At 53.3% G+C, this 16,109-nt stretch carries 16 protein-coding genes and 1 tRNA gene; 10 read left to right on the top strand and 7 right to left on the bottom strand.

Features of this window, described 5'->3' with window-relative positions:
* Positions 1–3 precede the first annotated feature (3 nt).
* The gene (gene yjeJ, locus GNG29_RS02110) at positions 4–867 is read left to right on the top strand and encodes a YjeJ family protein (RefSeq protein ID WP_103177939.1); all 864 of its coding nucleotides are present in this window, start codon (positions 4–6) and stop codon (positions 865–867) included.
* Positions 868–918: 51 nt separating this feature from the next.
* Here yjeJ and GNG29_RS02105 read toward each other — a convergent pair whose 3' ends face one another.
* The 3 genes from GNG29_RS02105 to GNG29_RS02095 form a co-directional block, all read right to left on the bottom strand.
* Positions 919–1,272 carry a DUF4156 domain-containing protein gene (locus GNG29_RS02105; protein WP_103177938.1) on the bottom strand — a complete coding sequence of 118 codons (354 nt, stop codon included), beginning with the start codon at positions 1,270–1,272 and terminating at the stop codon, positions 919–921.
* Positions 1,273–1,409: 137 nt separating this feature from the next.
* On the bottom strand, positions 1,410–3,056 hold the full coding sequence (groL, locus tag GNG29_RS02100) for a chaperonin GroEL (protein ID WP_156653763.1): 1,647 nt from the start codon (positions 3,054–3,056) through the stop codon (positions 1,410–1,412).
* A 44-nt stretch (positions 3,057–3,100) separates the two neighbouring features.
* The gene (locus tag GNG29_RS02095) at positions 3,101–3,394 is read right to left on the bottom strand and encodes a co-chaperone GroES (protein WP_032616151.1); all 294 of its coding nucleotides are present in this window, start codon (positions 3,392–3,394) and stop codon (positions 3,101–3,103) included.
* A gap of 177 nt (positions 3,395–3,571) precedes the next feature.
* On the opposite strand from GNG29_RS02095, the gene yjeH reads away from it, so the two are divergent.
* Positions 3,572–4,810, top strand: a complete 1,239-nt coding sequence (yjeH, locus tag GNG29_RS02090; protein WP_156653762.1) for an L-methionine/branched-chain amino acid transporter — start codon at positions 3,572–3,574, stop codon at positions 4,808–4,810.
* A gap of 89 nt (positions 4,811–4,899) precedes the next feature.
* Here the strand turns inward: yjeH and GNG29_RS02085 are convergent, their stop codons facing one another.
* Complete coding sequence (locus GNG29_RS02085) at positions 4,900–5,370, bottom strand: FxsA family protein (protein WP_103177935.1); 471 nt, start codon at positions 5,368–5,370, stop codon at positions 4,900–4,902.
* Positions 5,371–5,705: 335 nt separating this feature from the next.
* Here GNG29_RS02085 and aspA point away from each other — a divergent pair, with 335 nt between their 5' ends.
* The 5 genes from aspA (at position 5,706) to GNG29_RS02060 (ending at position 11,296) form a co-directional block, all read left to right on the top strand.
* Complete coding sequence (gene aspA / locus GNG29_RS02080; RefSeq protein ID WP_103177934.1) at positions 5,706–7,142, top strand: aspartate ammonia-lyase; 1,437 nt, start codon at positions 5,706–5,708, stop codon at positions 7,140–7,142.
* 114 nt (positions 7,143–7,256) lie between these two features.
* A complete protein-coding gene (locus GNG29_RS02075) occupies positions 7,257–8,558 on the top strand; it encodes an anaerobic C4-dicarboxylate transporter (RefSeq protein ID WP_103791334.1) in 1,302 nt (433 codons plus the stop codon).
* A gap of 112 nt (positions 8,559–8,670) precedes the next feature.
* Positions 8,671–8,994: a divalent cation tolerance protein CutA gene (gene cutA, locus GNG29_RS02070; RefSeq protein ID WP_103177933.1), complete on the top strand. Its 324-nt coding sequence runs from the start codon at positions 8,671–8,673 to the stop codon at positions 8,992–8,994.
* Positions 8,970–10,673 carry a protein-disulfide reductase DsbD gene (locus GNG29_RS02065; RefSeq protein WP_156653761.1) on the top strand — a complete coding sequence of 568 codons (1,704 nt, stop codon included), beginning with the start codon at positions 8,970–8,972 and terminating at the stop codon, positions 10,671–10,673. The genes cutA and GNG29_RS02065 overlap by 25 nt, the downstream gene beginning before the upstream one ends.
* Positions 10,674–10,720: 47 nt before the next feature.
* Entirely contained in the window at positions 10,721–11,296 is a 576-nt protein-coding gene (locus GNG29_RS02060) for a transcriptional regulator (protein WP_103177931.1), read from the top strand.
* On the opposite strand, the gene GNG29_RS02055 is transcribed toward GNG29_RS02060, so the two are convergent.
* Positions 11,293–11,883 carry a LysE family translocator gene (locus GNG29_RS02055; RefSeq protein WP_103177930.1) on the bottom strand — a complete coding sequence of 197 codons (591 nt, stop codon included), beginning with the start codon at positions 11,881–11,883 and terminating at the stop codon, positions 11,293–11,295. The genes GNG29_RS02060 and GNG29_RS02055 overlap by 4 nt on opposite strands.
* Before the next feature lie 36 nt (positions 11,884–11,919).
* Positions 11,920–12,762: an AraC family transcriptional regulator gene (locus GNG29_RS02050; RefSeq protein ID WP_103177929.1), complete on the bottom strand. Its 843-nt coding sequence runs from the start codon at positions 12,760–12,762 to the stop codon at positions 11,920–11,922.
* 172 nt (positions 12,763–12,934) lie between these two features.
* Between GNG29_RS02050 and GNG29_RS02045 the strand changes: the two genes are divergently transcribed.
* Both GNG29_RS02045 and GNG29_RS02040 read left to right on the top strand, forming a co-directional pair.
* Positions 12,935–13,010, top strand: a tRNA-Phe gene (locus GNG29_RS02045).
* Between the two features lie 175 nt (positions 13,011–13,185).
* A complete protein-coding gene (locus GNG29_RS02040; protein WP_016154414.1) occupies positions 13,186–14,376 on the top strand; it encodes a phage integrase central domain-containing protein in 1,191 nt (396 codons plus the stop codon).
* A gap of 43 nt (positions 14,377–14,419) precedes the next feature.
* On the opposite strand, the gene GNG29_RS23250 is transcribed toward GNG29_RS02040, so the two are convergent.
* Positions 14,420–14,635, bottom strand: coding sequence for a DeoR family transcriptional regulator (locus tag GNG29_RS23250; RefSeq protein WP_223822565.1), 216 nt, complete (start codon positions 14,633–14,635; stop codon positions 14,420–14,422).
* Between the two features lie 142 nt (positions 14,636–14,777).
* Between GNG29_RS23250 and GNG29_RS02030 the strand changes: the two genes are divergently transcribed.
* A complete protein-coding gene (locus GNG29_RS02030; RefSeq protein ID WP_156653760.1) occupies positions 14,778–15,800 on the top strand; it encodes an IS110 family transposase in 1,023 nt (340 codons plus the stop codon).
* The last annotated feature ends 309 nt before the right edge of the window (positions 15,801–16,109 follow it).

Here is a 16,109-nt window from a genome sequence, read left to right as displayed (position 1 = left end):
CGCATGCAAGGTTCATTTATTGGTTTCAATACTGCAGGGATTAAATATGAAGGACGTTTTATGGCTCTCATGCTTAAAACCAAACTGCAAAATGAAATTTGCCATACATATTATTTTCAGGTTCAGATGCTGGCTGATTTACTATTAGTCCTTCAGAACAGAATGGTAGCAGTACTGCAGCGTCTCAATAATGAAGGCGAGGCTTATAAAACAGAACTTACTGCTTTTAATGAGCGCTTAATATCTAATACCCCAATGATCGACCTTTCGGAAATACAGCAACCAAACCCGGAAAAACGCGTAATGTCGATTACATTAAAACCAGGAGAGAGCTGGTCAACGCTGATCCTGGTACTTCAGAATGAACAGATAGTCTCGTTGCGTATTGATGATATGCAGGTAGAGGCGCTTTTAGTAGGAATTCAGCAGACGTTAAAAAATTGTGATGATAGTGATGTAACTCATTATTTGAGTTCAACGATGGATTTTCTGATGCTTTGTGCTGTAGATTTGACAAAAGCTCATGGTGTCGACTACCAATATTATTCTCCAGATGAGTGGAAACTTAATCTTTTTACGCACTCTTTGGCCATACTTTTTTGTTGCGATACGGACGAGGGTAAGAAAATTATTTCTGGTGCTTTAATTAAAACCAGCGCCCCACATCCATCAGAACATGAAAACAGCGTTATAATGCGCATGGCTGAAAGAAATCCAAAACTTATAGAAGTTCATACCCAGTGCCAGCCCAGCCAGATATTTAGCAAATACTTCCCTTCTGAGCCGGGTAAAATGATGACGCTGGAGGAGTGCATGCAGTATCTAAAGTCTTTTTATTCAGAAATAAATGCACAAATTAGCGCCTGATAGCTTTTATAAAAAAGGTGCCTCTCATCACTGAAAAAGGCACCAATCAAATCAGTTCGGGCACTTATAAACCTGGCCCTGCATTTCGCTGGCGGTCGGGACAAAACTCGACAGTAAACCCTGGGTTGGGCTGCTTACGCCATAAATCACGTTCCCGCCCATCTCCGCTGCATGATTACGCAGAGCGTTTGCCGCACCGCGCATTGAACCGCCCTCTTCGCCATGCTGCCCTGAAAGCCAGTTACTTTGTTTACCGGTTGCGGTACCGACCAGCTGACATTCACTGCCCGGCTTATCTTCTACAAAGCGAACGCTCTGCCCACCAGTAGAGAGTTCGTTACCGGAACTACACCCCGCCAGCAGCAACGCTGCCGCTACGATCCCTGCACCCACTTTAACGCGCATGTTATTCCTCGTTTTCAATAAGCTGGGCACGTGCTGCCCGCGTCTAAACCTTATACCTAAAAGATGACCAAAAGAAAAACCCCCGATCATTTCTGACCGGGGGTTTGTTCATTTCTGCGAGGTGCAGTACAACATGATTACATCATGCCGCCCATACCACCCATGCCGCCCATACCACCAGCAGCACCTAAATCAGGGGCATCGCCTTTTGGCAGGTCAGTGACCATGCACTCGGTGGTGATCATCAGGCCAGCAACAGAGGCCGCGTACTGCAGCGCAGAACGGGTCACTTTAGTTGGGTCCAGGATACCGAAGTCGATCATGTTGCCGTACTCTTCGGTAGCAGCGTTGTAACCGTAGTTACCTTCGCCCGCTTTCACCATGTTCGCCACAACAGACGGCTCTTCACCGGCGTTGGAAACGATCTGACGCAGTGGCGCTTCCATTGCGCGCAGCGCAACTTTGATACCCACGTTCTGATCTTCGTTCTGAGCGGTCAGGCCAGCCAGTTTCGCTGCAACGCGAACCAGAGCAACACCACCACCGGCAACCACGCCTTCTTCTACCGCAGCACGGGTCGCGTGCAGGGCATCGTCAACGCGGGCTTTCTTCTCTTTCATCTCAACTTCGGTAGCGGCACCCACTTTGATAACGGCTACGCCGCCTGCCAGTTTAGCAACGCGCTCCTGCAGTTTTTCACGATCGTAGTCAGAGGTCGCTTCTTCGATCTGCTTACGGATCTGAGTAACACGGCCCTGGATGGCATCTTCTTCACCCACGCCATCGATGATGGTGGTGGTGTCTTTGTTGATAACAACGCGTTTCGCCTGACCCAGGTCTTCCAGCGTCGCTTTTTCCAGCTCCATACCGATCTCTTCAGAGATAACGGTACCGCCAGTCAGGGTAGCGATATCCTGCAGCATCGCTTTACGGCGATCGCCGAAGCCAGGTGCTTTAACCGCAGCCACTTTCACGATGCCACGCATGGTGTTAACCACCAGCGTTGCCAGCGCTTCGCCTTCAACGTCTTCAGCGATGATAACCAGCGGCTTGCCTGCTTTCGCAACGGCTTCCAGAACTGGCAGCATTTCACGGATGTTGGAGATTTTCTTATCAGCCAGCAGGATGAACGGGCTTTCCAGCTCAACAGCGCCAGTTTCTGGCTTGTTGATGAAGTATGGGGAGAGGTAACCGCGGTCAAACTGCATACCTTCAACCACGTCCAGTTCGTCTTCCAGACCGGTACCGTCTTCAACGGTGATCACGCCTTCTTTACCGACTTTATCCATCGCTTCAGCGATCAGTTTACCTACGGTTTCGTCGGAGTTAGCGGAGATGGTACCAACCTGAGCAATAGCTTTAGAGTCAGAGCACGGTACGGAGAGCGCTTTCAGCTCTTCAACAGCGGAAGCGACAGCTTTGTCGATACCACGTTTCAGATCCATCGGGTTCATACCCGCAGCAACGGCTTTCAGACCTTCAGTGATGATAGCCTGCGCCAGTACAGTTGCGGTGGTGGTGCCGTCGCCTGCAGCGTCGTTCGCTTTAGAGGCAACTTCTTTCACCATCTGGGCACCCATGTTTTCGAACTTGTCTTCCAGCTCGATCTCACGCGCTACGGAAACACCATCTTTGGTGATGGTTGGTGCGCCGAAGGATTTATCCAGAACCACGTTACGGCCTTTCGGGCCCAGGGTCACTTTAACTGCGTCTGCCAGTACGTTTACGCCGCGCAGCATTTTCACACGAGCGTCGTTACCGAATTTTACGTCTTTAGCTGCCATTTTAATCTTTCCCTTAAATTCGTATGTTCAGTGTCGTTCGCGGATTACGCTTCAACAATTGCCAGAATGTCGCTTTCGGACATGATCAGCACTTCTTCATTGTCGATCTTCTCGGATTTCACACCGTAGCCATCGTTGAAAATGACGATGTCACCAACTTTAACGTCCAGCGGCTGCACATTTCCGTTTTCCAGAATGCGACCTTTACCGACAGCGATGATTTCGCCACGCGTTGATTTTGCTGCTGCAGAACCGGTCAGAACGATACCGCCCGCAGATTTGGTTTCAACTTCTTTACGTTTGACGATCACACGATCATGTAACGGACGAATACTCATTGATAGCTCTCCTTTGAGAAAGTCATTATCAGTTATGGGTGACGCCGGGCCGTAAGCGGTTTTCCGGCTAGTGCCCTGAGAGATGGGGATGGGGTTTTACCCCTTCAAGGGGTAGTCGAAAAAAAATTTGTGAAAGTGTTACCATCGCCTCTCTTTTGATGGCGGCAGGACAATGGAATGAGTGGACTCAAACAAGAGCTGGGACTCGCGCAGGGTGTTGGCTTACTTTCAACCTCTTTATTAGGCACGGGGGTGTTTGCCGTACCGGCGCTGGCGGCCCTGGTGGCGGGTGATAACAGTCTCTGGGCGTGGCCGGTGCTCATCGTGCTGGTCTTCCCGGTGGCGATTGTTTTTGCGCTTCTCGGGCGACACTTCCCGAGCGCCGGTGGGGTGGCTCACTTTGTCGGGATGGCATTTGGCCCGGGTCTGGAGCGCGTCACCGGCTGGCTGTTCCTTTCTGTTATCCCCGTGGGCTTACCTGCCGCCCTGCATATTGCGACGGGGTTTGGCCAGGCGCTGTTTGGCTGGCATGACGCGCAGCTCTTACTGGCTGAGCTGGGTACATTGGCCATCGTCTGGTGGGTCGGCTCACGCGGCGCCAGTTCCAGCGCCAACCTGCAAACCCTGGTGGCGGTGCTGATTGTGGCGCTGATTGCCGCTATCTGGTGGGCAGGGGATCTTCAGGTGACACAGATCCCCTTCCCTGCCTTAACCGATCTCGATCATTTGCAGCTATTCGCAGCCCTTTCCGTCATGTTCTGGTGTTTCGTCGGTCTTGAAGCATTTGCGCATCTGGCCTCAGAGTTTAAACAGCCGGAACGTGATTTCCCGCGGGCGCTGATGATAGGGCTGCTGCTGGCAGGTACGGTCTACTGGGCCTGTACGGTGCTGGTGCTTCATTTCACTGCCTATGGTGCCGATATGGCTGCGGCAGCCTCGCTTCCCGCCATCGTGGTCCAGCTATTTGGCGTGAAAGCGCTGTGGGTTGCCTGCGTGATTGGTTACCTCGCCTGCTTCGCCAGCCTGAATATCTACATTCAGAGCTTTGCCCGGCTAGTGTGGTCCCAGGCGCTGTACAAACCCAAAAGCCCTCTCGCCCGCCTGTCCAGACGCCAGCTCCCGCTTAACGCCCTGAACGCGGTGCTGGGCTGCTGTGTGATAAGCACCCTGGCAATCTACTGGCTGGATATCAACCTCGACGCGCTTATCGTCTATGCCAACGGCATCTTCATTATGATCTATCTGCTGTGCATGCTGGCGGGATGTCGCCTGCTAAAAGGACGCTATAAAGTGCTGGCGATGATTGGTGGGGTACTCTGTTTACTGCTGCTGGCGATGGTGGGATGGAAGAGTCTGTACGCCATTGTGATGCTGGCGGGATTGTGGTGGTTCTTGCCGAAGCGTGGTGCGGTTTAATTAACGCCCGGTGGCGCTTCGCTTACCGGGCCTACAGAATCTACGGTTTCGTAGGCCCGTGCAAGCGCAGCGCCGCCGGGCTACTGATATCAACGGTCGTCTTTATGGTCCAGGCGATCGCGCTGCTCATCCTTACGCTGATACTCCCCGTCAAAGGTCTCCCCACCGCCCGTTCCGGCGCTAAACCCGCCGCCCGGCATCCGGTTAAAACGCAGATGCGGCAGTAGCTTCAGGGTCAGGTGTTTCTGCACCGGCGGTAACAGCAACAGCAGCCCCAGGAAATCGGTAAAGAAACCCGGAAGCAACAGCAGCAGGCCGGCGATAATCAGCGACACGCTTTTGACCATCTCCGCTGCCGGACTCTCCCCGGCGGCCATCTTCTGCTGCATTAACAGGAAATTTTTGAAACCCTGGTTGCGCACCAGTGACATGCCAATCACCGATGTAAAAATGACCAGAACCAGGGTCAGCAGGACGCCAAACACGTGGGCGACCTGAATAAAAATAGAAATCTCTATATAAACATAAAGAAAGATTGCAGCTAACGGTATCCAGCGCACTGGCTTCTCCTGTGTGGCAGACGCCGTTATGGCCCCTGTCGGTAACAATTTGCGATTCGCGTCTGTCAGAAATGGAGGCGTTTAGTCAAAATTCAATCGGTTTGCACGGATATTTTTTCTGGAAATATTAAAGCGGTGATTCATTTCACAGATTGATAAATATCATGTCACCGGGTCCATAATAAGTGATCCAGGTTACGGCAATTCGCTATCATCAGCATATCATTCCGGGTATCTGGTCGATTCAGGGGATAATCGTCGGTCAGAAAATAGACATAACCACATATGTACTGTGCGTTTAGTACATCAATCGGCAGCTTGAAAAGAAGGTTCACATGTTAAACAACATTCGTATCGAAGAAGATTTGTTGGGTACCAGGGAAGTTCCAGCGGATGCCTACTATGGTATTCACACTCTGAGAGCGATTGAAAACTTCTACATCAGCAACAGCAAAATCAGTGATATCCCTGAGTTTGTGCGTGGCATGGTAATGGTGAAGAAAGCGGCAGCAATGGCAAACAAAGAGCTGCAAACCATTCCGAAAAGTATCGCCAATACCATCATCGCCGCCTGCGATGAAGTGCTGAACAACGGCAAGTGCATGGATCAATTCCCGGTGGACGTCTATCAGGGCGGCGCGGGTACGTCAGTGAATATGAATACCAACGAGGTACTGGCAAACATCGGCCTTGAGCTGATGGGCCACCAGAAAGGTGAGTACCAGTACCTGAACCCGAACGATCACGTCAATAAATGCCAGTCTACCAACGACGCCTATCCGACCGGTTTCCGTATCGCCGTATACGCTTCCATCGTGAAGCTGGTTGATGCCATTAACCAGCTGGGCGAAGGTTTCCAGAACAAGGCCGTCGAATTCCAGGACATCCTGAAAATGGGCCGTACCCAGCTGCAGGACGCGGTACCAATGACCCTTGGTCAGGAGTTCCACGCATTTAACGTGCTGCTCAATGAAGAGACCAAAAACCTGATGCGCTCCTCTGAGCTGCTGCTTGAGGTGAACCTGGGCGCAACGGCCATCGGTACGCGCCTGAATACCCCGGACGGCTATCAGCAGCTGGCGGTGCAGAAGCTGGCCGAAGTCTCTAACCTGGCGGTGGTGCCAGCAGAAGACCTGATTGAAGCCACATCAGACTGCGGCGCCTACGTGATGGTGCACAGTGCGCTGAAACGCCTGGCGGTGAAACTCTCCAAGATCTGTAACGACCTGCGCCTGCTCTCTTCCGGGCCGCGTGCCGGTCTGAATGAAATCAACCTGCCGGAACTGCAGGCGGGCTCCTCCATCATGCCAGCCAAAGTGAACCCGGTAGTGCCAGAAGTGGTTAACCAGGTCTGCTTCAAGGTCATCGGCAACGACATTACCGTTACCATGGCTTCCGAGGCGGGTCAGCTGCAGCTGAACGTTATGGAACCGGTGATTGGCCAGGCGATGTTTGAATCCATTCATATCCTGACCAACGCCTGCTACAACCTGCTGGAAAAATGCATCAACGGCATCACCGCCAACAAAGCGGTATGTGAAAGCTACGTCTATAACTCCATCGGTATCGTCACTTACCTCAACCCGTTCATCGGTCACCACAACGGCGACATCGTCGGTAAGATCTGTGCAGAAACCGGTAAGAGCGTGCGAGAGGTCGTACTTGAACGTGGCTTGCTGACAGAAGCCGAGCTGGATGATATCTTCTCGGCGCAAAACTTAATGCACCCGGCCTATAAAGCAAAAAGATATACGGATGAAAGTGAACAATAACAGTTCAGGTTAAACTTCATGAAGGCACGTCAGATGACGTGCCTTTTTTGTTTTTAGGCGTTACCAAAACACAACAATTTAATATCAACTTGTTAATGAGCAAGGTAGGCACTTATGTTCGGAGCAGAACTCGTCATCGTCCTGTTGGCGATATACTTAGGCGCAAGACTCGGGGGGATCGGCATCGGTTTCGCCGGTGGTCTCGGCGTACTTGTCCTCACTCTCTTTCTCCAGATTAAACCCGGCGCTATTCCGTTTGATGTAATTGAAATCATCATGGCCGTTATCGCCGCTATCGCAGCCATGCAGGTTGCAGGCGGTATGGACTACCTGGTGAGCCTGGCGGAGCGTATGCTGCGCCGTCATCCAAAATACATTACCTTCCTTGCTCCGCTGGTCACCTGGTTTATGACCATTCTGGCCGGTACTGGCCATACCGCATTCTCCACCCTGCCGGTGATAACCGAAGTGGCAAAAGAGCAGGGCATCCGTCCCTCCCGTCCGCTCTCTATTGCCGTTGTCGCCTCGCAGATTGCCATCACCGCCTCGCCCATTTCGGCGGCAGTGGTGTTCTTTGCCGGTATCCTTGAGCCGCTGGGCGTGAGCTACCTGACGCTGCTGGCGATCTGTATTCCGGTGACCCTGATTGCTGTGATGATCACCGCGGTGTTCTGTAACTTCCTCGGCGCCGAGCTGAAAGACGACCCGGTCTATCAGGAGCGTCTGGCAAAAGGCGAAGTGAAGCTGCGCGGCAGCCAGGCGTTTATCCTGAAGCCACACGCGAAACGCTCCGTGCTGCTGTTCCTGATCGGCATTGTCGCGGTGATGTTCTACGCCACCGCCATCAGCGATACCGTTGGGCTGATCAAGAACCCGGTCCTGCCGCGTAACGAAGCGATCGTGGTGTTCATGCTGACCATCGCCACGCTCATTAGTATCACCTGTAAAATCGACACCAGCGAAGTGCTCAACGCCAGCACCTTTAAATCCGGTATGAGCGCCTGCGTGTGTGTACTGGGCGTGGCCTGGCTGGGCGATACCTTCGTGAAAGCGCACATCACCGACATCCAGACCGTGGCGGGCGACCTGCTGCATAACTATCCGTGGTTGCTGGCGGTGGTGCTCTTCTTTGCCGCGACCCTGCTCTACTCTCAGGCGGCCACCACCAAGGCGCTGATGCCTGCGGCGCTGATGCTGGGCGTTTCACCGCTCACCGCCATTGCCTCTTTTGCTGCCGTCTCCGCGCTGTTTGTGCTGCCTACCTACCCGACGCTGCTGGCAGCCGTCGAGATGGATGACACCGGCTCAACCCGCATCGGTAAATATGTCTTTAACCACGCCTTCCTGATCCCGGGCGTGATCGCCATTACCCTGTGCGTGATCCTCGGCTTCATCATCGGCGGGATTGTGCTGTAAATCCTTTTTGGTTGTAAAAAGAGTTAAAGTCGGGCCGCTTAGCGGCCCGATTCATTAATGAGCAGCGTCCCGTCGTGGTATAGTGATTTTTTTGCGATAACGAGGTCGACCTGTGAACACGCCTGACACTGTTGTTGTACTCTGTACCGCCCCCGATGAAGCGACCGCTCAGGATCTGGCGGCCAAAGTCCTGGCAGAAAAGCTCGCCGCCTGTGTGACCATCCTCCCCGGCGCCACCTCCCTTTACTACTGGGAAGGCAAACTGGAACAGGAGTATGAAGTGCAGATGCTGCTCAAATCGAGCGTGGCGAAACAGCAAGCGCTCCTCGACTGCCTCAAATCGCATCACCCTTACCAGACTCCGGAGCTGCTGGTGCTGCCAGTGCTTCACGGCGATAACGACTATCTCTCATGGCTCAACGCTTCCTTACGCTAATCCTGCTGCTGTGCAGCACATCAGTCTTTGCCGGGTTGTTTGATGCACCCGGCCGCTCGAACTTCACCCCTGCCGATCGGGCTTTCGTCTTCGATTTTCAGCAAAACCAGCACGAACTGACTCTCAACTGGAATGTGAAGGAGGGATATTACCTCTATCGCAAGCAGATCAGCATCACCCCCGCTCAGGCGCAGGTCGGCAAACTCCAGTTGCCTGCTGGCGTCGCCCACGAAGACGAATTCTACGGCAAAAGCGAAATCTACCGGGGCCAGCTGTCAGTTCCCGTGACGGTGGATCAGGCCGCCAAAGGCGCCACCCTGACGGTCACTTATCAGGGCTGTGCCGACGCCGGGCTATGCTATCCACCAGAGACGAAAGTGGTGCCGCTGAGCGAAGTCAAAGCGGCTGCTGTATCCGCTCCCGTCTCTCCTGAGAAGGGGAAAACGGCCCCACACAATAGCGGCAGTGAACTGCCCTTCTCCGCCTTCTGGGCCTTGCTGATCGGCATTGGCATCGCCTTCACGCCCTGCGTGTTGCCTATGTATCCGCTTATCTCCGGCATCGTGCTCGGCGGTAAGCAGCGCCTCTCTACTGCCCGCGCGCTGTTGCTGGCGTTTAGCTACGTGCAGGGGATGGCGCTCACCTATACCGCTCTCGGCCTGATCGTCGCGGCGGCTGGGCTGCAGTTTCAGGCGGCGCTCCAGCATCCTTGGGTGCTCATCGGGCTGTCGATCGTCTTTATCCTGCTGGCGCTGTCGATGTTTGGTCTCTTCAGCCTGCAGTTGCCCTCGTCTCTACAAACCCGCTTAACGCTGATGAGCAACCGTCAGCAGGGCGGCTCCGTGGGGGGCGTGTTTGCCATGGGCGCCATCGCCGGGCTGATCTGCTCGCCCTGCACCACGGCGCCACTCAGCGCGATCCTGCTCTACATCGCCCAGAGCGGCAATATGTGGCTCGGCGGTGGCACGCTCTATCTCTATGCCCTGGGAATGGGTCTGCCGCTGATTCTGGTGACGGTATTCGGTAACCGTCTGCTGCCGAAAAGCGGCCCCTGGATGGAGACGGTCAAAACCGCGTTTGGCTTTGTCATCCTGGCGCTGCCGGTCTTCCTGCTCGAGCGCGTCATTGGCGATGTGTGGGGTCAGCGCCTGTGGGCAATGCTGGGCGTGGCCTTCTTTAGCTGGGCCTTTATCAGCAGCCTTAGTGCCCGCAAGCCCTGGGTCCGCATTGTGCAAATTCTGCTGCTGGCCGCCGCGCTGGTCAGCGTGCGTCCGCTACAGGACTGGGCATTTGGCGCGCCGGCCGCGCAAAGCCAGGCCCACCTGAATTTTATGCCGGTTAAGAACGTCGACGACTTACACCGCGCGCTGGCTCAGGCGCAAGGAAAGCCGGTGATGCTCGACCTCTACGCCGACTGGTGCGTCGCCTGCAAGGAGTTTGAAAAATACACCTTCAGCGACCCGCAGGTGCAAAACGCCCTGAACGATACCGTCCTTTTGCAGGCCAACGTCACGGCGAACGGTCCAGAGGACAAGGCCCTGCTGAAGGCGCTCAACGTGCTCGGTCTGCCCACCATCCTGTTTTTCAACGCTCAGGGTGAAGAGCAGCCTGCTCAACGGGTAACGGGCTTTATGAATGCCGCCGCGTTCAGTGCGCATTTGCGCAATCGCCAACCGTAAACGACACTTTAAGCGGGAAAGTACGAAAGTAGACGGAGGAATAAACCGTGCAACGTGAAGATGTTCTGGGCGCAACCCTACAGTTGCTTGAAATACAAGGGATAGCCAGCACCTCGCTAGAGATGGTTGCTGAACGTGTCAATTATCCTCTGGATGAACTACGTCGTTTCTGGCCCGATAAAGAAGCGCTCCTGTACGATGCCCTGCGCTACCTTAGCCAGCAGGTGGACACCTGGCGCAGGCAACTGATGCTTAACACGGAGCTCTCGGCGGAGCAAAAGCTCCTGGCGCGCTATTCCGCGCTCACCGAATGCGTGCGTAATCACCGCTATCCGGGCTGTCTGTTTATTGCCGCCTGCACCTTTTACCCGGATCCCGGCCACCCGATCCACCAGTTGGCCGATCAGCAAAAACGCGCCTCACATGACTTTACGCATGAGCTGCTGACCACCCTCGAAGTGGACGACCCGGCAATGGTGGCAAAGCAGATGGATCTGATCATAGAAGGCTGTCTTAGCCGGATGCTGGTGAATCGAAGCCAGGCCGATGTCGATACTGCCCAGCGACTGGCGGAAGATATCCTGCACTTCGCGCAATGTCGCAAAGGTGGGGCGCTGACCTAAGCCAGCATCCCCGCCCAGGCGGAAATGAAGAGACAGAGCGCCATCAGGCGCTGAAAACGCACCATGGCGGCAGGGGTGCGAAACAGCCTGTTTACCGCCTGCCCCAGCCATGCCCAGCACAGCAGGCAGGCCACCGAAATCAGTAAAAAGCAGAGCGCCATCAGCGCGATCTCCCGTAATGTCCCCTCTCCCGCTGGCGCAAACAGGCTGACTACCGCCAGCGCCATCATCCAGGTTTTGGGATTGATAACCTGCAATAGCGCCGCGGCACGCGCGGTGAAGCGGGTATAATTATGCCCGGATAAATTTGCCGCAGGCGCGCAAAAAAGCTGCCAGCTCATCCAGCTTAACCACAACACCCCGGCCCAGCTCATCACCTGGCGCACCAGTGGATACTGCCTCAGTATCTCGCCCGCTCCGGCCCCCGAAATCAGCACAATGGTGCTCGCTGCCGCGCAGGCGCTCACCAGCGCAGGCAGGGTCGCCTTCACGCCGTAGTGCTGACTGTTGGTCAGAATAAGGATATTGGTGGGGCCTGGGGTTATCGAGGCGACAAAAGCAAACAACAGAAACGGCAACATATTCACAGGTGGCTCCTTTTTATAAGAGCCCTGACATTGCCGTTATTTTCTGGAAACGTCTGGAAGGTTTGTGCACAACCTACGGTAGTGGGCAGGCGTAATGCGATAGGCGCGCTGGAACCAGCGCCCTAAATGGCTTTGATCGGCAAACCCCAGCGCTGCCGCTACATCGACGGGCTGATCCCCACGCGCCAGAAACTGCCGCGCTTTCGCCAGCCGCAGCTGAATCAGCCAGGCATGGGGTGCCAGGTGAAACTCGCGCTTAAAGCAACGGGTGAGTGTGAAGCGATCGGTGCCGGTCTCCCGTGCCAGATCGGAGAGGCCAATATTGTCGCCCAGGTGGGCATAGAGATAGTCCCGCGCCCGGTGCGCCACCGCCGCGCTCTGCAACTGTGAGGGCAATTTTCTGCGCCAGTAGCAATGGGAGGTCAGTTGAGAGAGCAGATTATCCATCGTGCTTTGCTGGACGATCTTCATCTCGTCAGTGTGCAGCGTCGCAAAGGTGTCGCCAATGGCGCGGACCAGTTGCGGCTCGCGGGTCAAGGTCTGCGTGAAATGCAGCGAATAGCTTCCGGGTGTCGAGTCATACAGGCCATGCAGGGTCTGGGTCAACCAGCGCTCATCGAGATAGAACGTCAGATAGGTGAAGCCACCCGCAACAGGGGCATCACCGTCGTGGATCTCGCCCGGCTCAAGCAGAAACGCATCACCCGGATGGCTACGATGACGTTCACGACGGCAATGGAACTGCTGGGTACCGCTGAGGGTGATACCAACCAGATAGCTGTCGTGCCAGTGAGGATCAAAGGCATGCCCTTCAAAGTGCGCCTTGATCGTTTCTATTCCCGTATCCGCATGCTGTCGCAGCTCAAGCCAGTCTTTCACCGTCGCGCCCCCTTTTTCGCTGTCAGCATTGCCTGAGATAGTTTTTCTGTCTGGAAGATTTGTGCAAAATCGACGCGCAAACCGACAGATTGCCGCAAACTTAAGCAGTTGAACAGCAATTCCCGAAATAAGGTTGACGATTGTATGTGATTACGGTTTAATGCGCCTCGTTGCCCGGATAGCTCAGTCGGTAGAGCAGGGGATTGAAAATCCCCGTGTCCTTGGTTCGATTCCGAGTCCGGGCACCACTTTCACTTCAATGTACGTCTCCCAAACATCACAAAACTCAAGTATAATCACTGCTATACGCCACTTTCCAACATTACGAACTCCACTGACCTCAACTCGATTCTCTCTAAATCAAGTTGCATCCGGGGGCTTTTCAGGGGGCTCTTTGTGTTCAATGAAAATTGAGGCCCCCATATGGCACTGACAGCCCGGCAGGTCGAGACCGCCAAGCCTAAAGAGAAGGACTATAAACTCTCTGACGAACGTGGCCTTTTTCTCCTGGTAACCACCACCGGAAAACGCTACTGGCGTATGAAATACCGTATCGCCGGTAAAGAGAAAAAGTTATCTATCGGTGTTTATCCTGAAATCTCTCTGGCTGACGCGCGTGTAAAACGCGATGAAGCCAGAAAAGTGATTGCTGATGGCGGCGATCCGAGTGAGAAAAAGCAGCTCGAAAAACTCGCCAAAAAAATATCCGTCGTAAATACCTTCAGGGCACTCGCCATGGAGTGGCATAAGCATAAGTGTATCTCATGGTCGGAAAGCTACGCAGAAAGCGTTCAGGAGGCGCTGGAGAAGGATATTTTCCCGTATGTGGGCAAACGCCCTGTCGCTGAGATCCTGCCTCTGGAGATGCTGGAAGTTTTACGGCTGATTGAAAAACGCGGTTCGCTGGAAAAATTACGTAAGGTCCGGCAGTACTGCAATCAGATCTTCCGTTACGCCATAGCAACAGGGCGTGCGACGATTAATCCAGCTGCGGAACTGACCGGTACTCTGACCGCACCAAAGACCGAGCACTTCCCTCACCTACAGGCATCCGAGTTACCCGCGTTCCTTGCCAGTCTGGCTAATTACCATGGCAGTTGCATTACGCGTATGGCAACCAGTCTGCTGCTACTGACGGGGGTTCGTACGATTGAACTTCGCGCTGCAGAATGGCAAGAGTTTGATCTGGAGAATGCATTGTGGACAATCCCCGAAAGCCGGATGAAAAAGCGCCGCAAACATCTGGTGCCTTTGTCAGACCAGGTTCTGTCGATCCTGCTGGAACTCCGCACTTATACCGGTCAGTATCAACTCGTGTTTCCAGGGCGCTGCAACATCAACAAACCGATGAGTGAAGCCAGTATCAACATGGTTATCAAACGTATCGGCTACGATGGTAAAGCTACCGGACACGGCTTTCGCCACACTATGAGCACCATTTTGCATGAGCAGGGGTTTAATACAGTCTGGATCGAGATGCAGCTCGCTCACGTGGATAAAAACAGCATTCGCGGCACATATAACCATGCACAGTATCTGGATGGAAGACGAGAAATGATGCAGTGGTACGCTGATTATATTGACAATCTTCTCAGTTCATCGACAAAAAGTTAGTGGTTGTTCACCCGCACCTGAAGGTGCGGGGAACGTAATTCTTTTATTTTTTGTTTGTTCTATAACCTTCTGGCATATTTACCGCGCTGTATGGACTTAAACGTGAAGCGATCCAGTACTGCTTTCCCTGTCGGAGCAAGTTCAGGTAAGCAAGACGTTCGGTCAGATCACGCCGTATTGTTTTTTCGCAAATGCTAAATTCGTCAGCAAGGCTCCTGACGGTCAGTGACTCGCCATTGTTGAGGCGGGTTGACCTGATCCCCGTTGATTAATACACCGCGATGTTTGTAATGTCTTCATCAGCAACGTAAGCGATGAGATGGTCTACCCCCTCCTTCACGGCGACTCTCAATACCGTCATGATGGTGGTAATTCAATCAGCGTTGAAAGGGTGAGAAACCATGTCAAGGCTGAACATTATTGGAATTGATCTTGCGAAAACAAATTTTTATCTTTTCAGCCTTTCACCGGAAGGGAAGCCTGGTGGAAGGATTAAGCTCTCTCGTGAAAAGTTGATTGGCTGGTTTACGACACAGTCCAGGATGATTGTCGCCATGGAGGCATGTGGTGCTTCTCATCACTGGGCCAGAGAAATTCAAAAGACGGGGCATGATGTTGTGATGCTACCCGCTCAGCACGTCAGGGCTTATCAGCGTCGCCAGAAAAACGACTATAACGATGCTCAGGCCATTGCCGAAGCCTGCTGGCACGGAACAATTCGCCCAGTTCCGGTAAAAACGCTATCTCAGCAGGATGAACAAACCTTTTTAAAAATGCGACGACTTGTTTCTGAAGAAAGAACGCAGTTAATCAACCATATCAGAGGGTTAATGGCAGAGTATGGTATTGTTTTGCGTAAAGGCGCAACTGAGCTTCGACGTAAATTACCCGAGTTGCTTGAAGATGCAGAGAATGGATTTACGCCCCAGATGCGTGAACTGTTACAACGGCAATATCAGCGGCTGGCGGCTCTGGATGATGAACTCATATGGTATGACAACCGACAGCGAAAAAATGCCGCCGGGGATTCAGTATGCCAGCGCCTACTTTCTATTCCGGGTTTTGGTCCACTGGTTAGTCTGGCAGTGAAAAGCTGGATGGGTGATGGAAAACAGTTTAAAAGAGGTCGGGATGCTTCAGCGGCTCTTGGGTTGGTTCCACGACAATTCAGCACAGGGGGGCAACAGGTTCTTCTGGGGATCACCAAATGTGGAAACAGCTACGTCAGATCAAAGCTGATACATGGTGCCCGAGCTGTTTTGTTCAGATCCGCAGGCAAAACGGATCAACTTAGCTCATGGGTTAACCTGGTCCGGGAGAAACGAGGATTTAACAGGGCAGTCGTCGCCCTGGCAAATAAGTTAATTCGTATTGTCTGGGTTATTATCACTCGTAATGAAGTTTACCGGGTTTCGGTAGCATGAAATAAGAAGTTGAAACAGGGTAATTTATACCGTTAACTCCAGCATTGCGTAGAAAGCAGAAACGATGAAAAACAGGTCAAACCTGCATATCGAAAACCTGGGATCGGGGCTTGGCCAGAATTAATCAAGGCCGTGTAAGCGTTAAGGACGATATGCGCGAATGTTTCATCAAGGCCAGAAGCAGTAGCTTCATCAACAGGCCGAATATACGAAAGCAAACCTGTTACTTTCATTGTCACTGCGTTCTTGCAATACGGGGGAAGACCATATAGGTCCCCCTATTAAGAAGCGTTTTTACAACAAAAACCT

It is taken from the genome of Leclercia sp. Colony189 (assembly GCF_009740165.1).
Taxonomy (GTDB): domain Bacteria; phylum Pseudomonadota; class Gammaproteobacteria; order Enterobacterales; family Enterobacteriaceae; genus Enterobacter.
This window is presented reverse-complemented; position numbering and strand designations above follow the sequence as displayed.